The sequence below is a fragment of the Vibrio sp. 5S239 genome, from assembly GCF_041439575.1.
Lineage (GTDB): Bacteria > Pseudomonadota > Gammaproteobacteria > Enterobacterales > Vibrionaceae > Vibrio > Vibrio kanaloae.
Genome location: NZ_JBGOOM010000006.1, coordinates 162,252 through 185,381 on the forward strand (window position 1 = coordinate 162,252; position 23,130 = coordinate 185,381).

General features: G+C 41.7%; 19 protein-coding genes. 14 read left to right on the forward strand and 5 right to left on the reverse strand.

Annotation, left to right across the window (positions count from 1 at the left end; translation table 11 throughout):
- The first annotated feature begins 131 nt into the window (after window positions 1-131).
- The 7 genes from ACED48_RS07340 to ACED48_RS07370 all read left to right on the forward strand — a co-directional run bounded on the left by ACED48_RS07340 (window position 132) and on the right by ACED48_RS07370 (window position 10,289).
- Window positions 132-1,256 (forward strand): LPS O-antigen chain length determinant protein WzzB, encoded by a 1,125-nt coding sequence (locus ACED48_RS07340; RefSeq protein ID WP_017055685.1) that lies wholly within the window; start codon window positions 132-134, stop codon window positions 1,254-1,256.
- 743 nt (window positions 1,257-1,999) lie between these two features.
- Window positions 2,000-2,542 (forward strand): outer membrane beta-barrel protein, encoded by a 543-nt coding sequence (locus ACED48_RS07345; RefSeq protein ID WP_017055686.1) that lies wholly within the window; start codon window positions 2,000-2,002, stop codon window positions 2,540-2,542.
- A 19-nt stretch (window positions 2,543-2,561) separates the two neighbouring features.
- Window positions 2,562-3,467 (forward strand): hypothetical protein, encoded by a 906-nt coding sequence (locus ACED48_RS07350; RefSeq protein ID WP_017055687.1) that lies wholly within the window; start codon window positions 2,562-2,564, stop codon window positions 3,465-3,467.
- 154 nt (window positions 3,468-3,621) lie between these two features.
- A complete protein-coding gene (locus tag ACED48_RS07355) occupies window positions 3,622-5,703 on the forward strand; it encodes a YjbH domain-containing protein (protein ID WP_017055688.1) in 2,082 nt (693 codons plus the stop codon).
- Window positions 5,704-6,211: 508 nt separating this feature from the next.
- Window positions 6,212-7,345 (forward strand): polysaccharide export protein, encoded by a 1,134-nt coding sequence (locus ACED48_RS07360; RefSeq protein WP_017055689.1) that lies wholly within the window; start codon window positions 6,212-6,214, stop codon window positions 7,343-7,345.
- A 210-nt stretch (window positions 7,346-7,555) separates the two neighbouring features.
- Complete coding sequence (locus ACED48_RS07365) at window positions 7,556-7,996, forward strand: low molecular weight protein-tyrosine-phosphatase (RefSeq protein WP_017055690.1); 441 nt, start codon at window positions 7,556-7,558, stop codon at window positions 7,994-7,996.
- Window positions 7,997-8,117: 121 nt separating this feature from the next.
- A complete protein-coding gene (locus ACED48_RS07370) occupies window positions 8,118-10,289 on the forward strand; it encodes a polysaccharide biosynthesis tyrosine autokinase (RefSeq protein ID WP_017055691.1) in 2,172 nt (723 codons plus the stop codon).
- Window positions 10,290-10,552: 263 nt separating this feature from the next.
- On the opposite strand, the gene glpQ is transcribed toward ACED48_RS07370, so the two are convergent.
- The 5 genes from glpQ to ACED48_RS07395 all read right to left on the reverse strand — a co-directional run bounded on the left by glpQ (window position 10,553) and on the right by ACED48_RS07395 (window position 14,894).
- Window positions 10,553-11,608 (reverse strand): glycerophosphodiester phosphodiesterase, encoded by a 1,056-nt coding sequence (gene glpQ / locus ACED48_RS07375; protein ID WP_017055407.1) that lies wholly within the window; start codon window positions 11,606-11,608, stop codon window positions 10,553-10,555.
- 78 nt (window positions 11,609-11,686) lie between these two features.
- Entirely contained in the window at window positions 11,687-13,057 is a 1,371-nt protein-coding gene (gene glpT, locus ACED48_RS07380) for a glycerol-3-phosphate transporter (protein WP_017055406.1), read from the reverse strand.
- A 349-nt stretch (window positions 13,058-13,406) separates the two neighbouring features.
- Window positions 13,407-13,742 (reverse strand): hypothetical protein, encoded by a 336-nt coding sequence (locus ACED48_RS07385; RefSeq protein WP_016784030.1) that lies wholly within the window; start codon window positions 13,740-13,742, stop codon window positions 13,407-13,409.
- Between the two features lie 130 nt (window positions 13,743-13,872).
- Entirely contained in the window at window positions 13,873-14,418 is a 546-nt protein-coding gene (locus ACED48_RS07390; RefSeq protein WP_029626838.1) for an N-acetylmuramoyl-L-alanine amidase, read from the reverse strand.
- 11 nt (window positions 14,419-14,429) lie between these two features.
- Complete coding sequence (locus ACED48_RS07395; RefSeq protein WP_029626836.1) at window positions 14,430-14,894, reverse strand: hypothetical protein; 465 nt, start codon at window positions 14,892-14,894, stop codon at window positions 14,430-14,432.
- Between the two features lie 320 nt (window positions 14,895-15,214).
- On the opposite strand from ACED48_RS07395, the gene ACED48_RS07400 reads away from it, so the two are divergent.
- The 7 genes from ACED48_RS07400 to ACED48_RS07430 all read left to right on the forward strand — a co-directional run bounded on the left by ACED48_RS07400 (window position 15,215) and on the right by ACED48_RS07430 (window position 23,126).
- Window positions 15,215-16,267 (forward strand): helix-turn-helix domain-containing protein, encoded by a 1,053-nt coding sequence (locus ACED48_RS07400; RefSeq protein WP_017055403.1) that lies wholly within the window; start codon window positions 15,215-15,217, stop codon window positions 16,265-16,267.
- A gap of 96 nt (window positions 16,268-16,363) precedes the next feature.
- Window positions 16,364-16,684, forward strand: coding sequence for a hypothetical protein (locus ACED48_RS07405; RefSeq protein WP_017055402.1), 321 nt, complete (start codon window positions 16,364-16,366; stop codon window positions 16,682-16,684).
- 338 nt (window positions 16,685-17,022) lie between these two features.
- On the forward strand, window positions 17,023-18,303 hold the full coding sequence (tviB, locus tag ACED48_RS07410) for a Vi polysaccharide biosynthesis UDP-N-acetylglucosamine C-6 dehydrogenase TviB (RefSeq protein WP_017055401.1): 1,281 nt from the start codon (window positions 17,023-17,025) through the stop codon (window positions 18,301-18,303).
- A gap of 193 nt (window positions 18,304-18,496) precedes the next feature.
- The gene (locus ACED48_RS07415) at window positions 18,497-19,519 is read left to right on the forward strand and encodes an NAD-dependent epimerase/dehydratase family protein (RefSeq protein WP_017055400.1); all 1,023 of its coding nucleotides are present in this window, start codon (window positions 18,497-18,499) and stop codon (window positions 19,517-19,519) included.
- A 63-nt stretch (window positions 19,520-19,582) separates the two neighbouring features.
- A complete protein-coding gene (locus ACED48_RS07420; RefSeq protein ID WP_017055399.1) occupies window positions 19,583-20,800 on the forward strand; it encodes a lipopolysaccharide biosynthesis protein in 1,218 nt (405 codons plus the stop codon).
- 21 nt (window positions 20,801-20,821) lie between these two features.
- Window positions 20,822-22,036 carry a hypothetical protein gene (locus ACED48_RS07425; RefSeq protein WP_017055398.1) on the forward strand — a complete coding sequence of 405 codons (1,215 nt, stop codon included), beginning with the start codon at window positions 20,822-20,824 and terminating at the stop codon, window positions 22,034-22,036.
- A complete protein-coding gene (locus ACED48_RS07430; protein WP_017055397.1) occupies window positions 22,026-23,126 on the forward strand; it encodes a glycosyltransferase in 1,101 nt (366 codons plus the stop codon). Before ACED48_RS07425 ends, ACED48_RS07430 begins: the two co-directional genes overlap by 11 nt.
- Window positions 23,127-23,130 lie beyond the last annotated feature (4 nt).

Sequence of the window (23,130 nt, forward strand, 5' to 3'; positions counted from 1 at the left end):
GGGACTAGATATAGCTAGTGGTCAACTCTCGAAAGATCACTTTCATAAAGTTTATAAATCGTACATTACTAACACCAGACGGTGTGATAGCATTCTGATACTATCAACTTTGATGTTTTGAGAGATTTACAGTGAAACAGCAGATCCAATCACGACCTTATTCCCCACAAAATCCACCGACGTATATACCAAACAATGAGTTTTATCTTAAAGATCTGCTTAAGTTATTGTGGGAAGGTAAGCTAATAGTAATAGTAGTTACTGCTTTATTTACAGCAAGCAGTATTGGCTTTGCGTTGTTGGCTCAAGAGTGGTGGTCTTCTACTGCAAAAGTCGCAGAAGCTCAACCTCAAGACATGGCGGCTTACCAACAAGAAGTTCGTCAGTTTCAGCCAGTTTTTAATGTTTATCAAGATGATGGTACCGTTTTAGTCAGTAAAGAGTTAAATGAACTTGTTGATTCAGAGGTTTTATTCAAACGTTTTATAAACACATTTAACTCCAGTAACAACAAGCGCTTTTTTTTAGATAACAACCCGGAATTTCAAGCGTTTAAAAGCACTTTGCTTGTCAATGGTTCTGAGATGGAGAAAGATGCTGAAGGTGCGTTATATGCAAAGTGGTTTAAAAGAATCACAGTATCAATTGAAGACTTCAAAGATCGTAACTCACCTTACTTTATTAGCTTTCAAACCACGACAAAAGAAAGTAGCTTTGATTTACTTACTGCCTATGTCCTGTTCACCGAATCTAAAGTTCATCAAGATGCCTTTAACAACTTACAAGCAATGGTTAGCAGTAAACGAAACGAGCTGATCCAACAAAAGAGGATTCTGGAAACTCAAGCTGCAAACCAGTTATTAGTTGAAACTGAACGAGCCAAATATGCAATGGGTATAGCAATAGCGGCAGGTGTTGATAAGCCAATTCAATCGGGCAATGATAATGAACTATTTGCTATAGAGTTAGGCTCAAAAGGTTTAGAGGCTAAAGTTAAAGCATTAGAGTCAGTAAAGAACTTAAGTGTTATAGAGCCTCGTTTACAACAAATAGCAGCAAAGTTGGACATGCTCAATAATCTAGAAATTAACCGTGATGCGGACTTTCAAACCTTCCGCTTCTTAGAGAATATTGAACAACCTATTACTCGTGACAAACCTAAACGCGTCTTGATAGTGTTAATTGGTGCGTTCTTAGGTGTAGTGCTTGGTGTCGTCATGGTGCTCGTCAGGTTTGCTTTTAGAAAAGAAAGTTAATGGTATTAATGGCTAGTCGTTATTCACTAGCCATTTTTTTTACCTATGTAGGGATCTTCACTTATAGCGGGTTACTCTATGCTTGTTAGCTCAAGCTAAAGAAAATAACCTATCCCTACAGCTGCGGGCAAAGGCTCTGGCGATCGGGTGTTGCCTTATATATCGTTCTAGAGTTGAATATAAATCGATAGAGTTGAACGAGGCCCTTATTCGGCTCATAACGTTAGCTTTATGAAGTTTTTGAACCGTTGTGGTGCGTTTATTAATTATACATTTACTTGATAGTTGTTATTATCTATCATGTGTTCAATCAGTTGTTTAAGCTGAGTTATTCCTTTTTGCAAAACCTATCAGCAAGTCAGTCGGTAGGTAAGGAAGGCCTAAGCAGGTGGTTTGGCTATCGCAGTCAAAGAGGCTTTCTTCTTACGTCTGTGATCTAAGAGTTCCACTCTCGGAGTTGAGAGCAAAAAGGAGTACTTGTGATTGGCTTATGGTGTACTAAGCAAGTGACTCTTAAGTTCTTTAAGCTCAATTAAACATAGACAAACCTAGCGCTAATGAAGAGTGCAACATTGAGTGGTGATATCACCGATGTTGCTTAAATACGTCAGTTGTTTGGGGTCGGAAAGTACGTATGACTGCCTGATTTTTTGGGTCGTGGTACAAGAACTGATTAGACTACCACGCAGATTTGCTAGGAAAATCGGCATCAATTCAGTTTGAAATATGGAAGATATAATTATATGAAAATGCAGTGGTTAGTTAAAGTTTCACCTTTGTTGTTGCTATCAGCAACAGCAATGGGAGCTGAGAATTTATACGTAGGCGCCAAAGTTGGTAGTGTCTCTGCCGATAAGTTTGCCCCTTTAGTAGAAAGCAGAACGGCTATTGATGATTCAGACACCTCTTACGGTTTGTTTGTCGGTTATCAGATTGTCGATTCATTAGCCATAGAAGGTGGTTACAGCTACCTTGGTGAATATGATCTTAAAGACATTGTCGGTGGCAGCTATGACGCGAGCAGTTTTGATGTCGTACTAAAAGCCTCAGGCAATGTAAACGATAGTTTGGCTGTGTATGCCAAAGGCGGCTTTGCTGTTTATGATTGGAATGCAAATGGTAAGGGTGTTGAGTCTGATGATTCAGGCGTTGCTCCAACTATTGCTTTTGGTACTGAATACTCCATGACATCAGCAATGAAAATTGGCCTAGAATACCAAGTATACCAGGATGTTGGTGGTGTAAATATCGATTCATTTAATGTTGCTTTGTCTCATTACTTTTAATTATTTGTAGGGATCAATTGTGAAATATAAAATTTTAGCGTTATCAGTCGTTGGTGCAATTTTAGGGGGCTGTGGTAGCGATAATGACAATAGCACTCCTCCTGTTGAACCATATCGTAATATTATGGCATTCGACCCTGCAGTTATGGGTATGAAAGGAACATTCAGTTGTGACGATGGCACAACGGGCATTTTAGAAGCAACTAACTTTTATGGTGTTTCTGAAGTTACTGAGCTTACCGTTTTTAATAAGCCTGAAACTTGTTCGTTTTCCTATAACGCAACGCCAGGTGCCAAAGATGTATCTAACGGCAAAGACATGAGTAAGGTGAGCTACAAGTTCCCTAAAGGCTTAGCTAATCTCGATGACCTTGTGACATCTTCTCCAATCTCAACACTGATTGAGAAAGAGCTAGATGGCCAACCTTACAATGACACTGTAGGTGAACAGATTCTTAACGATCTTGGCTTGGGCTACTTAATAAACAATGGCCGTGCTAAGAATGTTGCTGACTTCCTGCGTCGTACTGAAGAAATTATTAATGGTCTTCCAACTGCTGAAAAGAGCCAAGTTTTAGCGACTAACGCGGTATTGTCAGATGTGCTAGTGGTTAGCCCGAATGCATCAGCAACTGATTTGTCAGCGGCAGCAGAGGCTATTGCGACAAAAGTTTTTAATGACTACCCAGACTACCCTAAAGCACCGAGTGGTAAGACAATTTTCTTGGATCTAACTGAAAACCCAACGTTAGTTGAAAAAGTAGTTGCTGATCCAACTGAAACTGTAGTTCTTCCACCGGAAAAAGAAGCTGAGCCTGTTCCAAATCCAGATGAAGGTACTAACCCACCTACTGGCGGTACTGGTGGTACTGGCGGCACTGGCGGTACTGGCGGTGGCGGTAACGGCGGTGGTACTGGCGGCTAATTTAAGCACCAATGATAAAAGGCACCACTCGGTGCCTTTTTTACACGCTGTCATTATTAAACATAGTTACTATCCAATATAGTCACTGTCAAATACGGTTATAACCTATTGCATCCTAATGAAAATACTCAGTCATTCTAAAAACGTATCTCTCGTGGCATCTATTAGCGCATTAGCCATCTCTTCTAATGTTTATGCTGTCGATAACCTGATGTCGTCTCAAAGTTATACCGGTGCGATTATCGTTCCCAATGCTCAGGTAATGGACACTGGAGATATCTCTTACCTCTATGGCCAAGGTGTACCATACCGAGGAAAAACCAGCGACTTAGACAACATATTGTTTAGCGTTGGCTTATTCGATGGGTTGGAGGCAGCGGGTAGAATTGTCACCAAAACTTATGATTGTCACCTTTACCCGAATGTACCGAACTACGATCCTAACTGTGGTAACGGCATTCGTGATTTATCGGCTTCCTTTAAATACCAACTCCCTTTTATTAAAGATTGGACGGGGTTCGATGTTGCCTTCGGTGCTCAAGATTTAGGTGGGGCGGCAAATAATTTTAAAACTTATTATGCGGTCGCTGACTATGTGCCTGACTTTGTGCCGGCTCGGTTTAGTGCGGGTTTCGGTAAATCGGATATTAGCCATGGCGTGTTGAATGGGCCTTTCGCCAGTTTAGAGTACCAGCCATTGGATTTTGTGCAGTTGATTGCTGAGCACGATTCTGCTCAATTTAACGCTGGTTTAAAGGTGTTTACACCAGAAAACTACTTGCCGCTCGATACGCAACTCTCTTTTCAATACCAGTTTTACACCAGTGGCACTGCCGATATCGATATTTGGTCTGTGGCGGCATCTGCTCCCTTAATGGGCTTCTCTGAATCTCGCAGAGTCAATGAGTTAACTCTGGAAGACAAGATCTCAATAGAACAAGCGCACCATGAGTTTTCTGGTGTTGTGCAACTTAAGAAAGCCCTAGTTGATGAAGGCTTTCTTAATGTGAGAATTTCTGCGGATGATCTTGGTTTAAATGTCGCTCTGGAAAACAGACGTTACAATCGTAACCAAGTTGATGGCGTTGGTGTCGCTTTGGGGATCATCTCTTCCTACGTGGGAGAAGGCATGCTTCAAGACCTTGGGGTTAAAAATTATCAGCAGCAGAATATTCGCCTGTTTAATTTGGTTAATGACATTCCAATGATGGAAGTGATCACCAGTGCCCCATGTTATCGAGAATTTGTGAAAACGGGTGAGCCTTGCAGAAACCTGATTGTTCGTACTTCCGATGTGAAAAAGAGATATGCCAAGGCGAAGTTTGATAAAGAGGCTGCTCGTTCCGGTTTTGGACGTACACAAGTTATCGTTTCTCCTGCTTTGTATCACAATACTGCGACAGAATACGGTGTATTTGATTACTCATTAGCACTGTCCACCAACCTTTATACTTCTCTGTGGAAGGGCGCCGCGTTGGATGTTAGACACTTAATGCCATTGGCGGATAGTGATGACTTTGAAGAAGGTAGAATCTGGGCAGATGATGCCTTTGAAAATGAAGTTGATAGGGTTCTTTTCCATCAAGCATTTCAATTGCCTTATAACCTCACCACTCAATTCTCATTCGGCCAAGTGTACGGCAACTTCTTGGGCTTCTTGAACGAAACTCAGTATGCCAGCAATAGCGGGCGACATATTCTTGGTTCTGAATACGCCAACTTCTCTGCTCAAGATAAATTTGATGCGAAAGGAGACGCTATCGTAGATGCGACACCAATCATTGGCCACTACACCTACGCAAGGCCCGATTGGAATTGGCAAGGTAAAGTGCAAGCTGGCCAATTTTGGAAAGGTGACGAAGGGGTTCGAGTGACCAGCAGTCATTGGTTGGGAGATGTAAGGGTTGACGCTTCATACCAGACCACAAAAGCGGTAGGGAATAGTGAAGCCGAAGACTTTGTCACTCTTTCTATCGCGATCCCTTTAACACCATGGCGTGATATGAGCCCTAACTACGTTCAGTTGCGTGGTATCGACCAGTTTGTTTATGCGCTTCAAACTCGAGTGGGTGAGAGTAGTAACAACTTAGGTGAAGGCTTAGGTGTCGATACTGGGTTACAGCACAATATTGAAAGACAGTATTTCAACCGTAACCGAATCGGTGCAAGCTATTACCAAGAAAACCGACAACGCTTGCGTAATGCTTATCTAAAATATTTAGAAGCCGTTAAATAAGTTTGAGTAAGAGAAGAAGCGAAGGGCGGGCACAAAAAGTGTTCGCTCTTTGGCTTTTTTTCACTTACTCGTCTCTCGTTTACTGGTATTTATCATCTGCTCTTCCTAGTGCTAAACCATTCAACTAGGTTGATATTAAGCACAGATTGTGGATAATGCTTACGAATTAAACTGAGCGTTTGTACCTGCTCTTTTTTTTATGTTTAAATTGGCAATTCCATACCATTTTAAATGCCTTGGTGGGCAGGTTTGAATGCTTTGGTAACAAATTGAAATCCCTTGGTGGCAAATTGAAATACCTTGGGAAAATACATGACGCAGTGTGATGTCGCGAAATATCAAAGGGCGGTAGCGTTCTCATTTTCTGACTATAAATGGGAGGAAGATCGTGTTAATTCTTCGCATCTCTCCGATTCACCGCTGTGTAACTGATAAAATCATTTGCCTTCTATTCTTTGGATGTCCTTAGGGGCGTCAAAACACATTCCGTTTCTATGACTTGGTTAACATGAAGATTAATAAAAATCGTCTCCTTTTAGCGCTCCTTCCTGCATTATTGGCAGGGTGTACGACTCCAGGAACTCACCTTTCTACTGGCAACAAGAATGTGATTCAGCCTTCAGAGGAACAGCAAGAATCTGATATCTCTGATGTGGTTAACCTTTACCCATTGACGGCTCAGTCAGTATCGAGTTACCGAAATGAACCGTTATCGGTTTCCCAGGCTAACCCGACATTAGATGTTGATATTGCAAAGTATGAATATCAAGTAGGGGTCGGTGATATCTTAAACATCACTATTTGGGATCACCCTGAACTGACCATTCCTGCTGGTTCTTACCGTAGCAGTACGGAAGCGGGCAACTGGGTTCATGCTGATGGCACCATCTTCTACCCGTACATTGGGACGGTTGACGTTGTCGGCAAAACCGTGCGCGAAGTTCGTGCTGACATTGCGGCTCGTTTAGCAAAGTATATCGAGAGCCCTCAAGTCGATGTCAACGTGGCGGCGTTTCGCTCTAAAAAAGCATATGTCACAGGCGAGATAGAAAAGCCTGGCCAACAAGCCATCACCAATATCCCTTTGACCTTACTAGATGCAGTGAACCGTTCTGGCGGTTTATCTGAAAATGCCGACTGGCGTAATGTGTCATTAACGCGTAATGGCGTAGAAGAAAGCCTCTCACTTTATGGCTTAATGCAACGTGGTGATTTAACACAAAACCGTTTACTGCAAGCGGGTGATATTGTTCACGTGCCGCGTAATGACAATCAGAAAGTATTCGTGATGGGCGAAGTGAATGATCCTCAACTGTTGAAGATTGACCGTGTCGGCATGAGCCTAACGGAAGCCCTTAGCACCGTCGGTGGGATCAACCAACTGACCGCCGATGCCACTGGTGTATTTGTGATTCGAACCTCGGATGACAAATCAGAACGCATGGCGGATATCTACCAACTTAATATGGAAGATGCATCGGCACTGGTCATAGGCACCGAGTTTGACTTAAAACCTTACGATATTGTTTATGTTACCGCTGCGCCAATCAGCCGTTGGAACCGTGTGATTGGTCAGCTTGTACCAACCATTTCGGGCTTCAACGACCTAACCGAAGGTATGTTGCGCGTTCGTAATTGGTAGTATGCCCTGGTTGATAAAAAGCCCTGTTTAATCATCAGGTTACATTTGGTGTGTAACCTGATTTTTTATGTTTAAACGTCAATGATGCTGAAAAGTACAAGTGCCTTTGGTTTGTAAATGCCTTTAGTTTGTAAGCGCATTCGGTTTGTAAACACATTCGGTTTGCAAGAGTATTCAGTTTAATAAGCACATTATAGTTAGAAGTCAGTTATGTTTGATAAAATTTTAGTGGTGTGCGTAGGCAATATTTGTCGTTCACCAACTGGAGAACGCGTTCTTCAACAATTGCTTCCCAACAAAAACATCGCCTCTGCTGGTATAGCAGCCGAAAAAAGTCGTTTAATCGGTAAGCCAGCAGACGACACCGCAATTTTAATTGCCGCTGAACATGGTATCGATGTTGAAAATCATCAGTCTCAACAAGTCACGCCGCAGCTTTGTGCTCAGTATGATTTGATCTTGGTGATGGAGAAGGGCCATTTGGAGGCGCTTACCCAAATTTCACCAGAGGCAAGAGGCAAAACCATGCTGTTTGGTCAGTGGATTGGTCAGCAAGACATTCCCGATCCGTACCGTCAAAGCCGTGAAGCATTTGAACATGCTTATAAGCTTATTGACGAAGCGGCACACGCTTGGGCGAAAAAGCTGTAATTAAAGCTAAAAGAAATCGAGTTAGCTTACACATCGCCATTAATAGAATCACATAAGAGAAAAGGGTACGTAAATCGTATTTACATTCTCTTAAAGTACTAGTTTAGGAAGTAGCAATCTGATGACAACACAACCATCTCAGCAAGCACATACTAATAATTCTGATGAGATAGATTTAGGGAAACTGCTTGGCATTCTGTTGGATGCTAAATGGTTAATCATGGTTACCACATTTGCTTTTGCTGTGTTTGGTATCGCATTTGCCCTACTTTCAACCCCGATCTACAAAGCGGATGCTCTTATTCAAATTGAAGAGAAGAGCTCTGGCGGTATCTCATCGATGGTCGGTGACATGGGCGAATTGTTCTCTCAGGAATCCTCTGCCACGACGGAAGTTGAGATCATTAAATCGCGTATGATCTTGGGCGAAACGGTCGATAAATTTAATTTAACCACCGTGACTTCACCTATTTATGCCCCCATTGTCGGCAAAGGCTTCGCACGTTTAACTGGCGACATTAACCACATTGCGGTGAGCCGTTTTACCTTGCCAAGTTATGCAAGTGCTTATGCTCACACGATTCAGGTTGTTGATGCCGAACAAGGCACTTATCAACTGGTGCGTGATGATGAGCGCGTTATCTTAACCGGTAAAATCGGTGAGCCAGCAACGGCTGACGGCTACAGCTTGTTTGTGGCAGATTTTGAATCAAGTAACGGCTTTGAGTTTGCTATTGGTAAACGTAGCCGATTAGAAGCTATCGAATGGTTGAAATCTTCGCTGTCTCTATCTGAGCAAGGTAAGCAAACCGGTATTTTGAAGCTGAGCTTTGAAGGTGAAGACAAGCAGAAGATCTCTGAAATACTCAACCATATTAGCCAGATCTATTTCTTACAAAACGTAAAGCGTAATTCCGCAGAAGCAGAGAAAAGCCTCGCTTTCTTAGAAAGCCACCTTCCGGGTATTAAATCTGAATTGACCGGCTATGAAGACGTACTAAACAATTACCGCCAAGCCAATGACTCGATTGATTTGGGCTTAGAAGCACAGTCAACCTTGAAAGTAATGGTCGAGCTTGAAGCGCAATTGAATGAGTTGACGTTTAAAGAGAGTGAAATCAGCCAACGCTTCACTAAAGATCACCCGGCTTATAAATCTCTGCTTGATAAGCGTAAAACGTTATTGAGTGAAAAAGAACGCCTAAACAAGCAAGTACAAAAACTACCCAAAACACAACGTGAAGTACTGCGTATGACACGTGATGTTGAAGTGAACCAACAGATCTACATCCAGCTACTTAATAAAGTTCAAGAGCTGAGCATTATTAAAGCCGGCACTGTGGGTAACGTTCGTATCTTAGATGATGCCCAAGCGTATTCTCGTGCTGTAAAACCAAAGAAACCACTGATTGTGGTACTAGCGACACTCCTTGGTGGCATGTTAAGTGTGGCGTTTGTGTTAGTAAAAGCGGCCTTTCACCGTGGTGTTGAAAGCCCAGACCAAATTGAAGAAATTGGTTTACCTGTGTACGCGGCCGTACCTAAATCTGATTTACAAGTTGAGCTAACCAACCGTTTTAAATCGAAGAAACAGCAAACGAAAGGGACACAAGCGCTGCTTGCTGAATCGAACCCTGCGGATCTTTCCGTTGAAGCACTGCGTGGCCTAAGAACCAGTTTGCACTTTGCGATGCTTGAGGCGAAAAATAATATTCTGATGATTTCTGGCCCAGCGCCAGGCATTGGTAAGTCGTTTATCTCAACCAACTTTGCCGCAGTTGCTGCGAAAACGGGTCAAAAGGTGCTGCTGATTGATGCCGATATGCGTAAAGGTTACTTACAACAAAGCTTTGGTGTGAAGTGGGATAATGGTCTTTCGGATGTATTAAGCAGCAAGCAAGACTTTGCTCAATCAATCAAAGCGACACCGGTAGAGAATCTCGATATTCTTACGCGCGGCCAAGTGCCACCCAACCCATCTGAACTGTTAATGCACCCACGCTTTGCAGAGTTGATTGAATGGGCATCCAAGGAGTATGACTTGGTGATTGTGGATACTCCACCTGTACTCGCGGTTACCGACCCAAGTATTGTTGGTGCCTTTGCTGGTACCACATTAATGGTGGCGCGTTATGCTCAAAACACCGTTAAAGAGATTGAGGTCGCTCGTAACCGCTTCGAACAATCGGGTATTGAAGTGAAAGGCGTTATCTTTAACGCCATCGAGAAGAAAGCATCAAGCTCATACGGCTACGGTTACTATAACTACGCTTATTCGAGCGATAAAAAATAACATCAAAGACGGGGTGTGTCACCACACCCCGTCATTCCGCTATTCCGCTATTCCGCTATTCCGCTATTCCGCTATTCCGCTATTCCGCTATTCTGCCATTCTGTTATTGAGAAGTGAGAAACGAAGTCTCTGGAATGAGCGCTTTACCTCTGCTTTTCCCACTCTTCGTATCTCGTTCTCACTCTTAGTTTTTCGTTCTTACTCTTTTTCTGCTTGCTTGATTTCTTGCTGTTTGCTGTTTGCTTTCTTAACGGCTTAACGGCTTAACGATTAAGAAAATTGACCGCTTTGTCTGGAAAATCGGTAAACAATCCATCGACTTTAACTTGATTGTAAAAAACATCCAGCATGCCATCAAAGTTGTCCGCATAAGCCGGAATTCTTCCCGGATCGGCGCGGAAAGTATAAGGGTGCACGTCTAATCCGGCGTCTTTAGCCGACTTCATCAACGGCTTAATCATAATGTTGCTTTTGGTGGATGCATCATCAACCAGCATTGGTTTCCAAGGACCAATCCCGTCTGCGTAGCTTGCAACCTTCTCCATACCTTCGTCTTCGAACATCCAGTCATAATTGTACGGCGTCGCTTTGTCGCCTTGATAAGTCATGGTTTCATTCCAGTCTGTGTAGGCCATCAACTGTACGAGTTTCAGATCCATCTGCATGGCTGGCATGAGTTCATTGTTAATGCGTTGCAGTTCATTGGTATCAAAACTCTGTAGATACACCTTGTCGTCTTTTGATAGGTAACCATATTGCTTCAAAGTCACCAGTACCGCTTGTGAAATATCTTTCCCTTCATGGCGGTGGAACCAAGGTGCTTTAATCTCAGGGTAGATCCCCACGTCATAACCTAATGTTTTATTTAGGCCTTGGATTAGCTCAATCTCTTCGGCAAAAGTCGCGACGCGAAAATCAGACTGCCACATTGGGAAACGTTCAGGAAAACCGGCGACTTTATTCCCTTGCTTATCAATATTGAAGCCTTCGGTCACGGTGAGTGATTTGATCTCGGCCAGCGTAAAATCAATCGCATAGTAGCGGCCATCAGCACGTGCTCGTGTTGGAAAACGCTCTGCGACATTGGTGACTCTATCTAAGTAGTGATCATGCAATACCACCAATTGGTCGTCTTTGGTCATCACGACATCTTGTTCGATATAGTCGGGTTTCATGGCATAGGCGAGCGATTTAGCGGGCAGTGTGTGCTCGGGCAAATAACCGGATGCACCGCGATGCGCAATCACTAAAGGATCGGCGAATGCATTAGCCGATAAGCTGAGTGCTAAAAAAGTCAGAGACAGTGACGTTGTTTTCATTATGTTTTCCCTTGATAGCACAAAGGCAGGGTTCGCCTGCCTCTGTGGTGTATTGATTTTTATTCCGTTAACGTTCGCTTAAGCCAACGCTTCTTTCTCTCGTTCGAGATCTTTTTGTTTGTGGTGTGCGCGCTCGCCTAAGAAGGCGTAAAGCAGACAAATGATTGAAGCAACACAAGCGCCGACCAAAATAATGAAACCACCATCCCAGCCGTAGTGATCCACCATAAAGCCAAGTACCGCATTGGCAGCAACCGCACCGCCTAAGTAACCAAATAGCCCGGTGAGGCCTGCTGCCGTCCCCGCGGCTTTTTTCGGTGCCAGTTCGAGCGCATACAAACCGATTAGCATCACTGGGCCGTAAATAAGGAAGCCAATCGCAATCAGTGCCAGCATATCAACCGTTGGGTTACCGGCTGGGTTTAGCCAGTACACCAATACGGCGACGGTGACCAAAACCATAAAGAGAATCCCTGCCGGAGCACGGCGGCCCTTAAACAACTTATCTGAAATCCAACCACATAATAAGGTGCCAGGAATACCGGCCCACTCATACAAGAAGTAAGCCCAAGACGATTTATCCACAGAGAAGTCTTTTGCTTCTTTTAAGTAAACCGGCGCCCAATCGAGTACACCATAACGAATAAGGTAAACAAACGCATTTGCGATCGCGATAGACCACAACAACTTATTAGAGAAGACATACTTAAAGAAGATTTCCTTCGCCGTCATCTCTGTCTCATGAGATTTATTGTAATCGTCTGGGTAATCGTTCTTGTGTTCTTCAATCGGTGGCAGGCCACAAGATTGAGGGGTATCTCTTACCGTAAACCAAACAAAAATAGCGACGAGAGTGGCAAAAAATGCAGGAACATAAAAAGCGGTGCGCCAGTCATCGTTGAAAGCCCAAAGCCCCAATAAAAACATTGGACCAATCAATCCGCCGCCAACATTATGCGCGACATTCCATACCGACACTATCTCGCCACGTTCTTTGCGTGACCACCAGTGAACCATCGTTCGTCCACAAGCTGGCCAGCCCATACCTTGAAACCAACCATTCAAAAACAGCAGGATAAACATCGCGGTAATGCTGCCGGTTGCCCATGGCATAAAGCCAAAGCAGAACATCACCAGAGCCGACATTAACAAGCCGCCACTGAGGAAATAACGAGGGTTGGAGCGATCAGACACGCTGCCCATTAAAAATTTTGATAGACCGTAAGCGATAGAGACGGCCGCTAACGCTACCCCTAGCTCTCCTCGGCTGAACCCTTGCTCAATAAGATAGGGCATCGCCAAACTAAAGTTTTTGCGGACTAAATAGTAACCCGCGTAACCAACGAAGATGCCGAGAAAAAGCTGCCAGCGTAATCGCGCGTAGGTGCCATCAACCTTATCTGCTGATAAGCGATCGATATGCGCCATAGGTTTGAATATTCCAAACATAGAAACCTCATAAAAATTGGGCTTAAAACGTACAATAAATGCTCGAACGAACAAGGTTGATCATCATTCGAAAGTGCACGCATTGTATGTGCTTCAAAATTAATTTCTGTGATAGAGATTGTTATTAACAAAAAAGATCATTTAATACAGCATATTAGTTTCATTTAATTAGAACGGACTTCATGTTTTCGCTTGCGTGTTTTTAACCAATATGAGCATGAATGTGAGAAGTGATGAGTAAACGAGCGACAAAAAATAAAGAGCAGTAACGAGATGCGAGATGCGAGTGGCGAGATACGAAAAGCACCGCTCTTCGTATCCCGTTTACCCGTTACTCGTATCTGCTCTTCTATTTTTTCACCACGCCCCCTGTTAAATACAAACCAATCGCCGCTAATACCGGATAGCCAAAGGCTTCATTGGTCATTTCCCCTAACGGTTTCCAATCGTAGCCGTGCATACAACCCAAAATCACCATCACATGCAGTGCTACATAAGGAATGGTGAACAACAACACGATGTAGCGCTGCACTAACTTAAAAGGCTCATAGGCTTTAAGCAGTGCCAGTTTGTGCTTCGCTTTTTCTTCATCAGTAAAAAACATCGCATCTCCTGTGTTGGTGAGTGCATCTAACCCTTTGTTAATGGAAGACTGGCTCCCAAATATTCGCCCGAACAATGTCATGCTGCTCCTTGGTTCGTTGATGGTTATATACCGCCTTTCTAGTTCTTCCGTCATTACGCCATTTTGTTACTCAATCATTTCGTCATTTAGTCATTCCAGAACTGAGGGACGAGGTATCTGGAATCGGCTCTTACTCTCTTAGCCTCACCACCGGACACGCCTTATTCACCCCCCAATCTTTATGCCCCTTAACATTCTCATCAGAAATCAAAAACTGCTCTTGTAAGGCGGTCACTAAACCAAACAGTGCCTTACGCTGTGCAAGCGTGAAGTTATCTTCTGGTTGCTGTTCGGAATTACAACCACCTACCATGCAAACGCCAATATTGCCCTTGTTGTGTCCTTTCACATGCGCGCCGGTTTGCGACAGCGGCCTACCCAGTTCGACATCCCCATTGCGACGAATCACAAAGTGATACCCCACATCGCGCCAGCCTCTCTTTTTATGCCATCGGCGAATATCGGCGACGTGAACATCTTGCTCCGACGGTGTGGCGCTGCAATGCACAGTAATAAAAGAGTAGGGCGGGCAATGAGGTAAGCGGAGTAACACCGAAACCAGGCTGAAAGAATAGGAGGCTGAAGGCAAACAAGGCTCTAACGAAGGGATGAACTCCACCTCGCCCGCTTGTTTTTCGGAATGAGCCTGCTTTTGCGAATCATCTCGCTCTTGCAAAACAGACGCGGCTAACGGCTGGTGTGGAACTCGATCAGTTGCTGGTGGAGTGTTTGACAAAATAAATCCTCTTGTTGTTGTAACCAGGTGACTAAAAACGTTGATAACGAACCTTTTAAATCAGGGTGTAATGCGATGTGTTGTCGCAAACTCGCGGCTACGGTTTTTGCATAACCGGCGTGGTGACGGACATAACGTAGATACATCACGCAATAACCCAGAGGCTGGCTTCGCCGCGCTCGGCTGATCATCCAACACATGTCCTCATAGCTGGGATCTTCAAAACGCTCCTCTTCAAAACAAACCGATTCATCACTTATCGAACCATCAGACATTAATCCATTGCTATCACGGCACCCGTCGCTACGGCCAAGAAATAGCGGCAGGTAAGACCGATTAAGAGAATAAGGACGGCACTCGATGCTCGCCATGCCCGGCTGGTACGCTGAAATAAAAAGAGAAACTATCGCCTTCATTAAGCACCTTATTGCTGTATGGGAAGGGCAATGTACTTCAAGGCTTTTGATTGGGGTTGACGGCAATAACGCGAAAAAGAAAGAACGCAGAAAAGTGAGAGGTGCTTCGAAGGTGATCATCTTAAGTAATGTTCTTGTTGCATATCAATGAGAGCACAAAGGAAAAACACGTTTTGTTACTTTTTATCTCGCCCCACCTTAGCCCCCAAAGCACCAAAAAGTGTTGTTAATGCACCTTTTATCAATGGTTATGCATATCTATCCGCTTTTATAGCGAGAACGATTTAAGTAGATAGACCCATTAACAAGGAGCGTTATTCATGTGTGTTTCCCTCATTCTCTCTTTCATCCCATTAAAAACCGGATCACCGATAAGCAAGTTGGTGTTATTAAAGTTGGCCGACAATGCCGACGCGCGTGGTGTGTGTTTTCCATCCTTAAATTACTTAGCACAATATTGTGAAGTATCGGTAAGAACCGTGAAACGACACCTCAACGAGCTAGAAAAACAAGGGTTTGTGAAGCGGATAAAACGGTTTGATAAAAAAGGCCGTCAGCGCAGCAATTTGTATCAATTACGCTTACCTAACGGCTGTCATCTTGAACAGAGTGATTTAGACCGATCGGACGTCGATAAAGCCGAGAACGAGCAACCGGAACTCAACCCAAGCCTTTCACAAAGTGACCATTCAGACACCCACCAGGGGGACTCAAGATCCAACACGGAGAGTGATCGCCCGGCACACATAATCTTTCATAAAGAACATAAAACAGATATCAGCTTGAAAAGCGGCATAGTAGACAACGCCGATATTCTTGATACCCCCAACGGCTCTGAAGAACATGAGACTTCCATACCTACAACCCAAAAAGAAGCCGTGATTGACCTGCTCACCAAAGAGGGTTGCGCACCGATTTATCATGAGTTCTACGAAATATTAAAACGCACCTACCCGAAGTTAGATGTGCTGCAAGAACTGCATGCCATGCAAGCTTGGTTGTACATCAACCCCGACAAGCGCAAACCCTTTGAACACATCGGCCACTTTGTGAATGGTTGGCTAAGAAGAAGTGCCCAAGCGAAGACTAAACGAGGTTTAACGCCTGTGCTTCAGCAAACAAAAGGCGCCAAGCAAACCCAAACGGTTAAACAAAAAAGAGTGGCTAAACCAACAGACACCAATAAACCGACAGCTGATCTCCACCACGCGCATTCGCTCCAAAGCGACCAAGTTGAAAATAAGCAGCAACAACCAACACCGGTCTCTCAGGCCCTAGCGGACTACAAAGCCAAAAGCACCACCAACCCGTTTGAAGCGCGTATCAAGGCCCTCATTCAATCCAAATTGGCGAGTACCGACCCCGAGCAGTGAGAACCTGTATTTCACATTACTTAAAGGCTTAAATTAGCCAAAGCGAACACAGACATAAAAACGTCAAGAGACAAAGGTAAAATTAGGAGAAGGCACATGGACGATACCAGCCTAAAAAAGCTGACAACGGAAGAGAAAGTAAAGGTGTTAGAGCGCGAGATAGAACGAGTGGAAGGGCGCATCGGCGAGTTCTTAACCTTGCTGGTTAACCACTACCCACAAGGGCTAACACGCACAGAAATTAAGGCATTGTTGGTGGTGAACAATAATGAAAGTTTTGTCTCACTTTATAGAAACGGTAAAATTTTCATTGATATAGAGAAGCGCTACTGCGACGCAGCACAAGAAAACCGGTACCACATAGGGACTAAGTTTCTGCAAGACGTACAATGTTTTCGCTGGGTGAATGCTTGGTAAGATGTTCGACCACTTCGCTTATAAATCAAGCTGGTTAATATGCACTTACTTTGCTAGAATCCCCTGCGCAAAACAGCCACGGATAGCTGGGGGGATGCATTCACCCCGTAAATACCTTGCCTTTAGGAGCCAAACCTAAGGGCGGTAGCGTGCCTGAATCTTAATGACTAGCCGAGTCTAGAACGCTAACTATCTCTTCTTAAACTAAATTAAATATGTCTGAGTACCTAAAAGTGTACTGAGGCATTTTTTGATGTTTACCCATCACTAAGTTCATCGGAACCAAGTGAAAGGGTGGTCTCAATAAAATAATTATTAACAATCAGGTTTTATTACTTATGAATTTGTCAGTAGAAAATGCAAAAATTGCAATAATTGGCTTAGGTTACGTTGGTTTACCTTTGGCTGTAGAGTTTGGTAAAAAGTCACCAACGATTGGCTTTGATATTAACCAAGTACGTATTGATGAACTGGCGCTTGGTCGTGATAGTACGCTAGAGTGCAGTGACAATGAACTTGCTGAAGCCTCTCACCTTTCTTACACCACCTCTCTTCAAGACTTAAAAGAGTGCAATGTCTACATTGTTACCGTTCCAACCCCCATTGATGAGCATAAACAACCCGATCTAACACCACTGATCAAAGCGTCAGAAGCGTTAGGCACAGTGATATCAGAAGGCGATATCATTGTTTATGAATCAACAGTATACCCAGGCGCGACGGAAGAAGACTGTATCCCAGTTGTAGAGCGTGTTTCTGGCCTTAAGTTTAACCAAGACTTTTTTGCCGGTTACTCGCCTGAGCGTATTAATCCAGGTGATAAAGAACACCGCGTGACTAATATCTTAAAAGTAACCAGTGGTTCGACACCAGAAGTGGCTGAATACGTAGATCAACTTTACAAGCGCATTATCACAGCTGGTACACACAAAGCATCTTCTATCAAAGTGGCAGAAGCGGCAAAAGTGATTGAAAACACGCAACGTGATGTAAACATTGCCTTGATTAACGAACTTTCAATCATTTTTAATAAGCTTGGTATTGATACGTTAGAAGTACTTGAAGCTGCGGGCACAAAATGGAACTTCCTTCCATTCCGCCCGGGGTTGGTGGGTGGCCACTGTATTGGTGTGGATCCTTATTACCTAACGCACAAAGCGCAAACAGTGGGTTACCATCCAGAGATGATCTTAGCGGGGCGCCGACTAAATGATGGTATGGGGCAGTATGTTGTTTCTCAATTAGTTAAAAAAATGCTGACAAAACGCATTCACGTAGAGGGTGCAAACGTACTGTTGATGGGGCTAACTTTTAAAGAGAACTGTCCAGACCTACGCAATACTAAAGTGGTTGATATTGTCTCTGAATTGAAAGAGTACAACATTAATGTAGACATTATGGACCCATGGTGTTCAAGCGAAGAAGCGCAACACGAATACGGCCTAACTTTGTGTGAGAAAGAACAACAAAATCATTACGATGCAATCATCATGGCTGTATCTCACAACGAATTCAAAGAGATGGGCGTAGAAAAAATCCGCTCGTTTGGTAAATCAGAGCATGTTCTGTATGACTTGAAGTACGTTCTAGACAAAGAAAGTGTGGATATGCGTCTTTAATTTATAGCCAAAACTAAAACTCAGGAGAAAACGCTTTAGCTCCTGAGTTTTATTATAAGGAAGGAACGAGAACCTCAACACTGTAAGCTGAACTTATTCATACTGAGTTTCGAGAAACGAATGTGGTTCAGAGTTTATAAACACAGCTTATCCTGTCGCAAAAAATAATATTTACCTCTCCACGGAAAACACAATGACCAAATACGAACAAATCCAACAAGAGCTCGCTGAGTTACCAAAAACATGGTTAGTAACGGGTGTTGCAGGCTTTATTGGCTCAAACCTACTTGAAAAATTACTAAAGCTTGATCAAACCGTGGTGGGGTTAGATAACTTCGCAACGGGGCATCAGCACAACTTAGATGAAGTTAAAGGCTTAGTAAGCGACGCTCAGTGGGAGCGTTTTAACTTTATTAAAGGCGACATCCGAGAGCCTCAAACATGCCAACAAGCCGTAAAAGGTGTTGATTACGTACTGCACCAAGCAGCACTAGGCTCTGTACCTCGTTCTATCGCTGATCCACTTACCACGAATGCTGCGAACATCACCGGTTTTCTAAACATGCTAGATGCTGCAAAAGAAGAAGGGGTAAGCAGCTTTACTTATGCAGCGAGCAGTTCGACATACGGCGACCACCCAGCGTTACCAAAAGTGGAAGAAAATATTGGCAATCCACTGTCCCCTTACGCAGTAACTAAATACGTAAATGAGCTTTATGCAGGGGTATATGCTCGCACTTATGGATTCAAGACCATTGGTCTACGCTACTTTAACGTGTTCGGTCGCAGACAAGATCCAAACGGCGCTTACGCTGCTGTCATTCCAAAATGGACTGCGGCGATGATCAATGGCGAAGATGTTTATATCAACGGTGACGGCGAAACGAGCCGAGATTTTTGCTACATCGATAACGTTGTACAAATGAACTTATTGGCTGCAACAGCACAAGATGAAGCAAAAGACGAAGTCTATAATGTAGCGGTAGGTGATAGAACTACATTAAATGATCTGTATTACTCAATTAAAAATGCACTAAACGAAAATGGCGTCGAAGCTGATACTGATCCTATTTACCGAGAATTTCGTGCTGGCGATGTAAGACATTCACAAGCGAATGTGTCTAAAGCGAAAAGCTATTTGTCTTATGTTCCAGAATATCGAATTATAGAAGGTATTTCTAATGCGATGCGTTGGTATAAGTCGTTTTTAAATTAATAATATTATTATAAATGCCATGTTTAATTAATTATGCATGGCATATGAATTTTAGAGCCTTTAATGTCCATAAAAAATAACTTAAAAAAAGTGATGACAGGCACTGCAATATCACAAATTATAGCATTGCTATCTATACCTGTTATTACGAGAATATATAGTCCAGAAGAGTTAGGCTTCTATGCTGTAGGACTATCTTTAGTTAGTATTATAGGTATGGTCTCTTCACTAAGGCTTGAAAGGCCTCTATTTCAATTATATGGAACAAATCAGTATGATCAAAGAATAGGAAGCATTGTTTTAGTATCATTTTTCGTTTCATTGATTATGACAGGAGTTATACACACCTTCATACGACTAGGAGTGATAAAGTTCAATGTTGACTATATTCCTCTTATATTTGCCTGGGGTTTTTTTTGTTCTTTAATTCAAGTTTTTACAGTGGCTTGTTCATCAAGTGGATTTTTTTCTGAAGTGTCAAAATCTGCAATAATTAGAAGTGTGCTATTTTTTGGTTGCCAGGTTAGTTTTGTTTATTTTTTTGAGAATAATCTTTCTCTAATATTATCTGCATTGCTCTCTTCTGTTTTTTGTTTTGTTACCTTAAAATGTAATGTGCAGTTCGATATATCAATGGCAAGATTTTTTATTTTTATAAAAAATAAAAGGAATAGGCTAGATGCTGTTAATGGGTTATTTCAGTCACTATTTTCATCAGTAAATAATAATATCAGTTTATTGGTGATATCTCAGTTGTGGGGAATACAAGTAGCTGGACTTTTTATGCTGAGTGAAAAGCTTATTCGTGTGCCAATTAACCTAATTTCTAATAACCTAAGACCTGTAAGTGCTAAACATTTTCAAGAAGAAGAAAATAGAAACTTAAAGAGTGTTATTAACATATCAATATATACGTTATCTGTGTCTATTATTATCGTTATATTAGTGTTTCTTCTCTCTGATTATATTATAGCTAATTTTCTTAGCTCGGAATGGCGCGACACTAGTAATATGATTAAAATTATGAGCTTTTGGATTATTGCCAATTTTATAGCACTTCCATTTCAATCGTTCAACCTTCATTATTTGAATATGAAGTATACGACTTGGAGTGAGCTCTTAGCTCTGTTTTTTAAAATCTTTCTATTATATCTAGGCTTTGTTTTCGATGTTGGGTATGAGGCTATATGCGTAATAGTTGTATTAAGTTCATTTTTCTATGCTCTAACTTCAATCACGATTACCACTCTTCATTTCAGGAGGGGTTTTTTTAGTGATTAACTTATTTATAAGATTCAATTCATGTCTATTTTTTATTTTTATGTGATATTGTCAGCTATAACTTCGATGGTTGTCTTTAGACCAAGGAGACGTATAGACTTCATAAGTGTTGGATTCTTGTCTCAGCAGTTGTATTTTATACCTCTAACTCTTCAGGCGTTTGGTGTAGAGATGTTATGGGGAGATTATCATTATTATACTGCAATTGTTGGATGTTATTTTTTATTATGCTTGATGTTTTTTGCTTTGCTCAAGATTCATGACAACAAAGGGGAGGTGAAAATAAAACCATTTATAGACTTGAATATATTTTCAAAATTTATGTGTATAATGGTTTTATTGGGTTTTTCTTTATCCTTTATTGCTTCTGGTGGTGGTATCTTCTTTTTGACCAAGCAAGAGATGATGAAAAGTTTAGGATATGGTTATATTTTATGGTCCATTTCAACAATAATACTCTTGCCTTTTTCAATTCATTTGAAGAATAAGTTTCTAATGGCCGTTAGTGCTATTTCTATACTGATTATTGTTTTCATAGGTTTTCGTAGTCCAGCTGCTATTGCGATTATAGCAGCGATAGTCTCACTTTGTTATACGAATAAAATTTCAATTCATAAATTAGGAATGAAGAATATTTGTATAATTTTAATTGTTGGCTTGCTTTTCTTTTTTTATAAGGGTGTTTATTCGGGTATAAAACTAGGTAATTATGAATTGGTGCTACTTCGGTTAACCGATGCTAATTACTATCTAAATTCTTTAGTTAATTCTGAGCCGAGTATGACAACCATGATTCTTTCAAAAACACTAGAGCATGATCTTAGAATAGACTTTTATCACTTTCAGAATATTATTGTATCTATGGGGTTCTTTGGCCCTTTTCAGCCCGATATTCAGAGCTTTAATAGCATCATGCAACCTGAATTTTTCCCAGGCTTATCTTGGGGGGTTGGCAGTAATGTTTGGGCTAATGTTTATGCAATTCTTGGATGGGGAGGGTTATTATTATTTATAACTTTTTACTGCTTATCATTATATTTAATTTCTTTTGTTCTTTCTAGAATAACAGGGTTTTACTTCTTGGCTTTATGTCCATTGGCCTCTTATTGGGCATTCTATATTCACAGAAATGATCTTGCTTATCAGATATCCTTAGAAAAGAGAGTTGGGATAATAATATTATTGGTAGCAATTTTAACATTCCTAGTTCAGAAGTGGTGCGTAAATGAAAAGTAATAATAAGGTACTAATAATTTTACCGACAGATGTTATTGGTGGTGCAGAAAGAGTTGCTCAAAATTTAGCGTACTATCATGCAAGTTTAGAAAGTGAGGTAAATGTTAATATTTATTTTCTTACAAGTAGTAAATCAGATAGTTGGATGAATAGCCGAGCTTATACTAACATAACTCTTTTTTATGGAGAATCCAAGAAGGAACGAGGTTCTTTACTAGGATTGTATAAATTCTTCAGGGTGCATAACGACTTTGACCTAGTATATACAACACATTCACATACAAATGCTTTGGTTAGCCTTTTAAGAAAGCTAACTATATTGAGAACTAAAAATTTGGTAACAAGAGAGTCAACTGTCTTTGCTGATCGTTTTTTTGGTGTAAAAGGTTTCCTGATTAGATCTTTATATAAGCTTTATGGAAATCAAAACTTGATTATTTGTCAAACAAGCTATATGAAGCAAAGGTTATTAGAAAGTGTTTTGTTGCCTAATGGTTTGAATGTTCAGGTAGTCCAAAATCCTATTAATATACATGCTATTTCAAGATTAACTATGGATGAAGTCGAGCTACCTAATAGCTTTAATATTGTTATTGTAGGCCGCTTGATTGATATAAAAAATCATAAGTTGCTAATTTCCTCTATTTTAAAAGTTAAAAATGAAGGTCTGTTGGACTTTCATCTACATATACTTGGAGATGGGCCTGATCATGACTGCTTAAATTATATAGTTAATAGTGAAGGGCTGCAAGATAATGTGACTTTTTGGGGAAGGGTAGATAATCCATATAAATTCATGCATAAAGCTGATTTAGGTGTACTCACGTCATTAAAGGAAGGGTTTCCCAATGTAATTATTGAAATGATGGCGGCAGGGACTAAAAATATTATTTCGACAAATTGTGCTGGAGATTTAGATAAACTACCTAATGTTACTTTGATGGATGGTTTTTCCAGTGATGAATTGGCTTCCTTATTAAAAATGTCTATTAAGAATAGATATGATTACAGAAAATTGTATTGTCAATACGCTAAATCAAGGGATGTGCAATCGTATTGGAATACTATAGAGCAATTCTTGAGTGAGTAGAGAA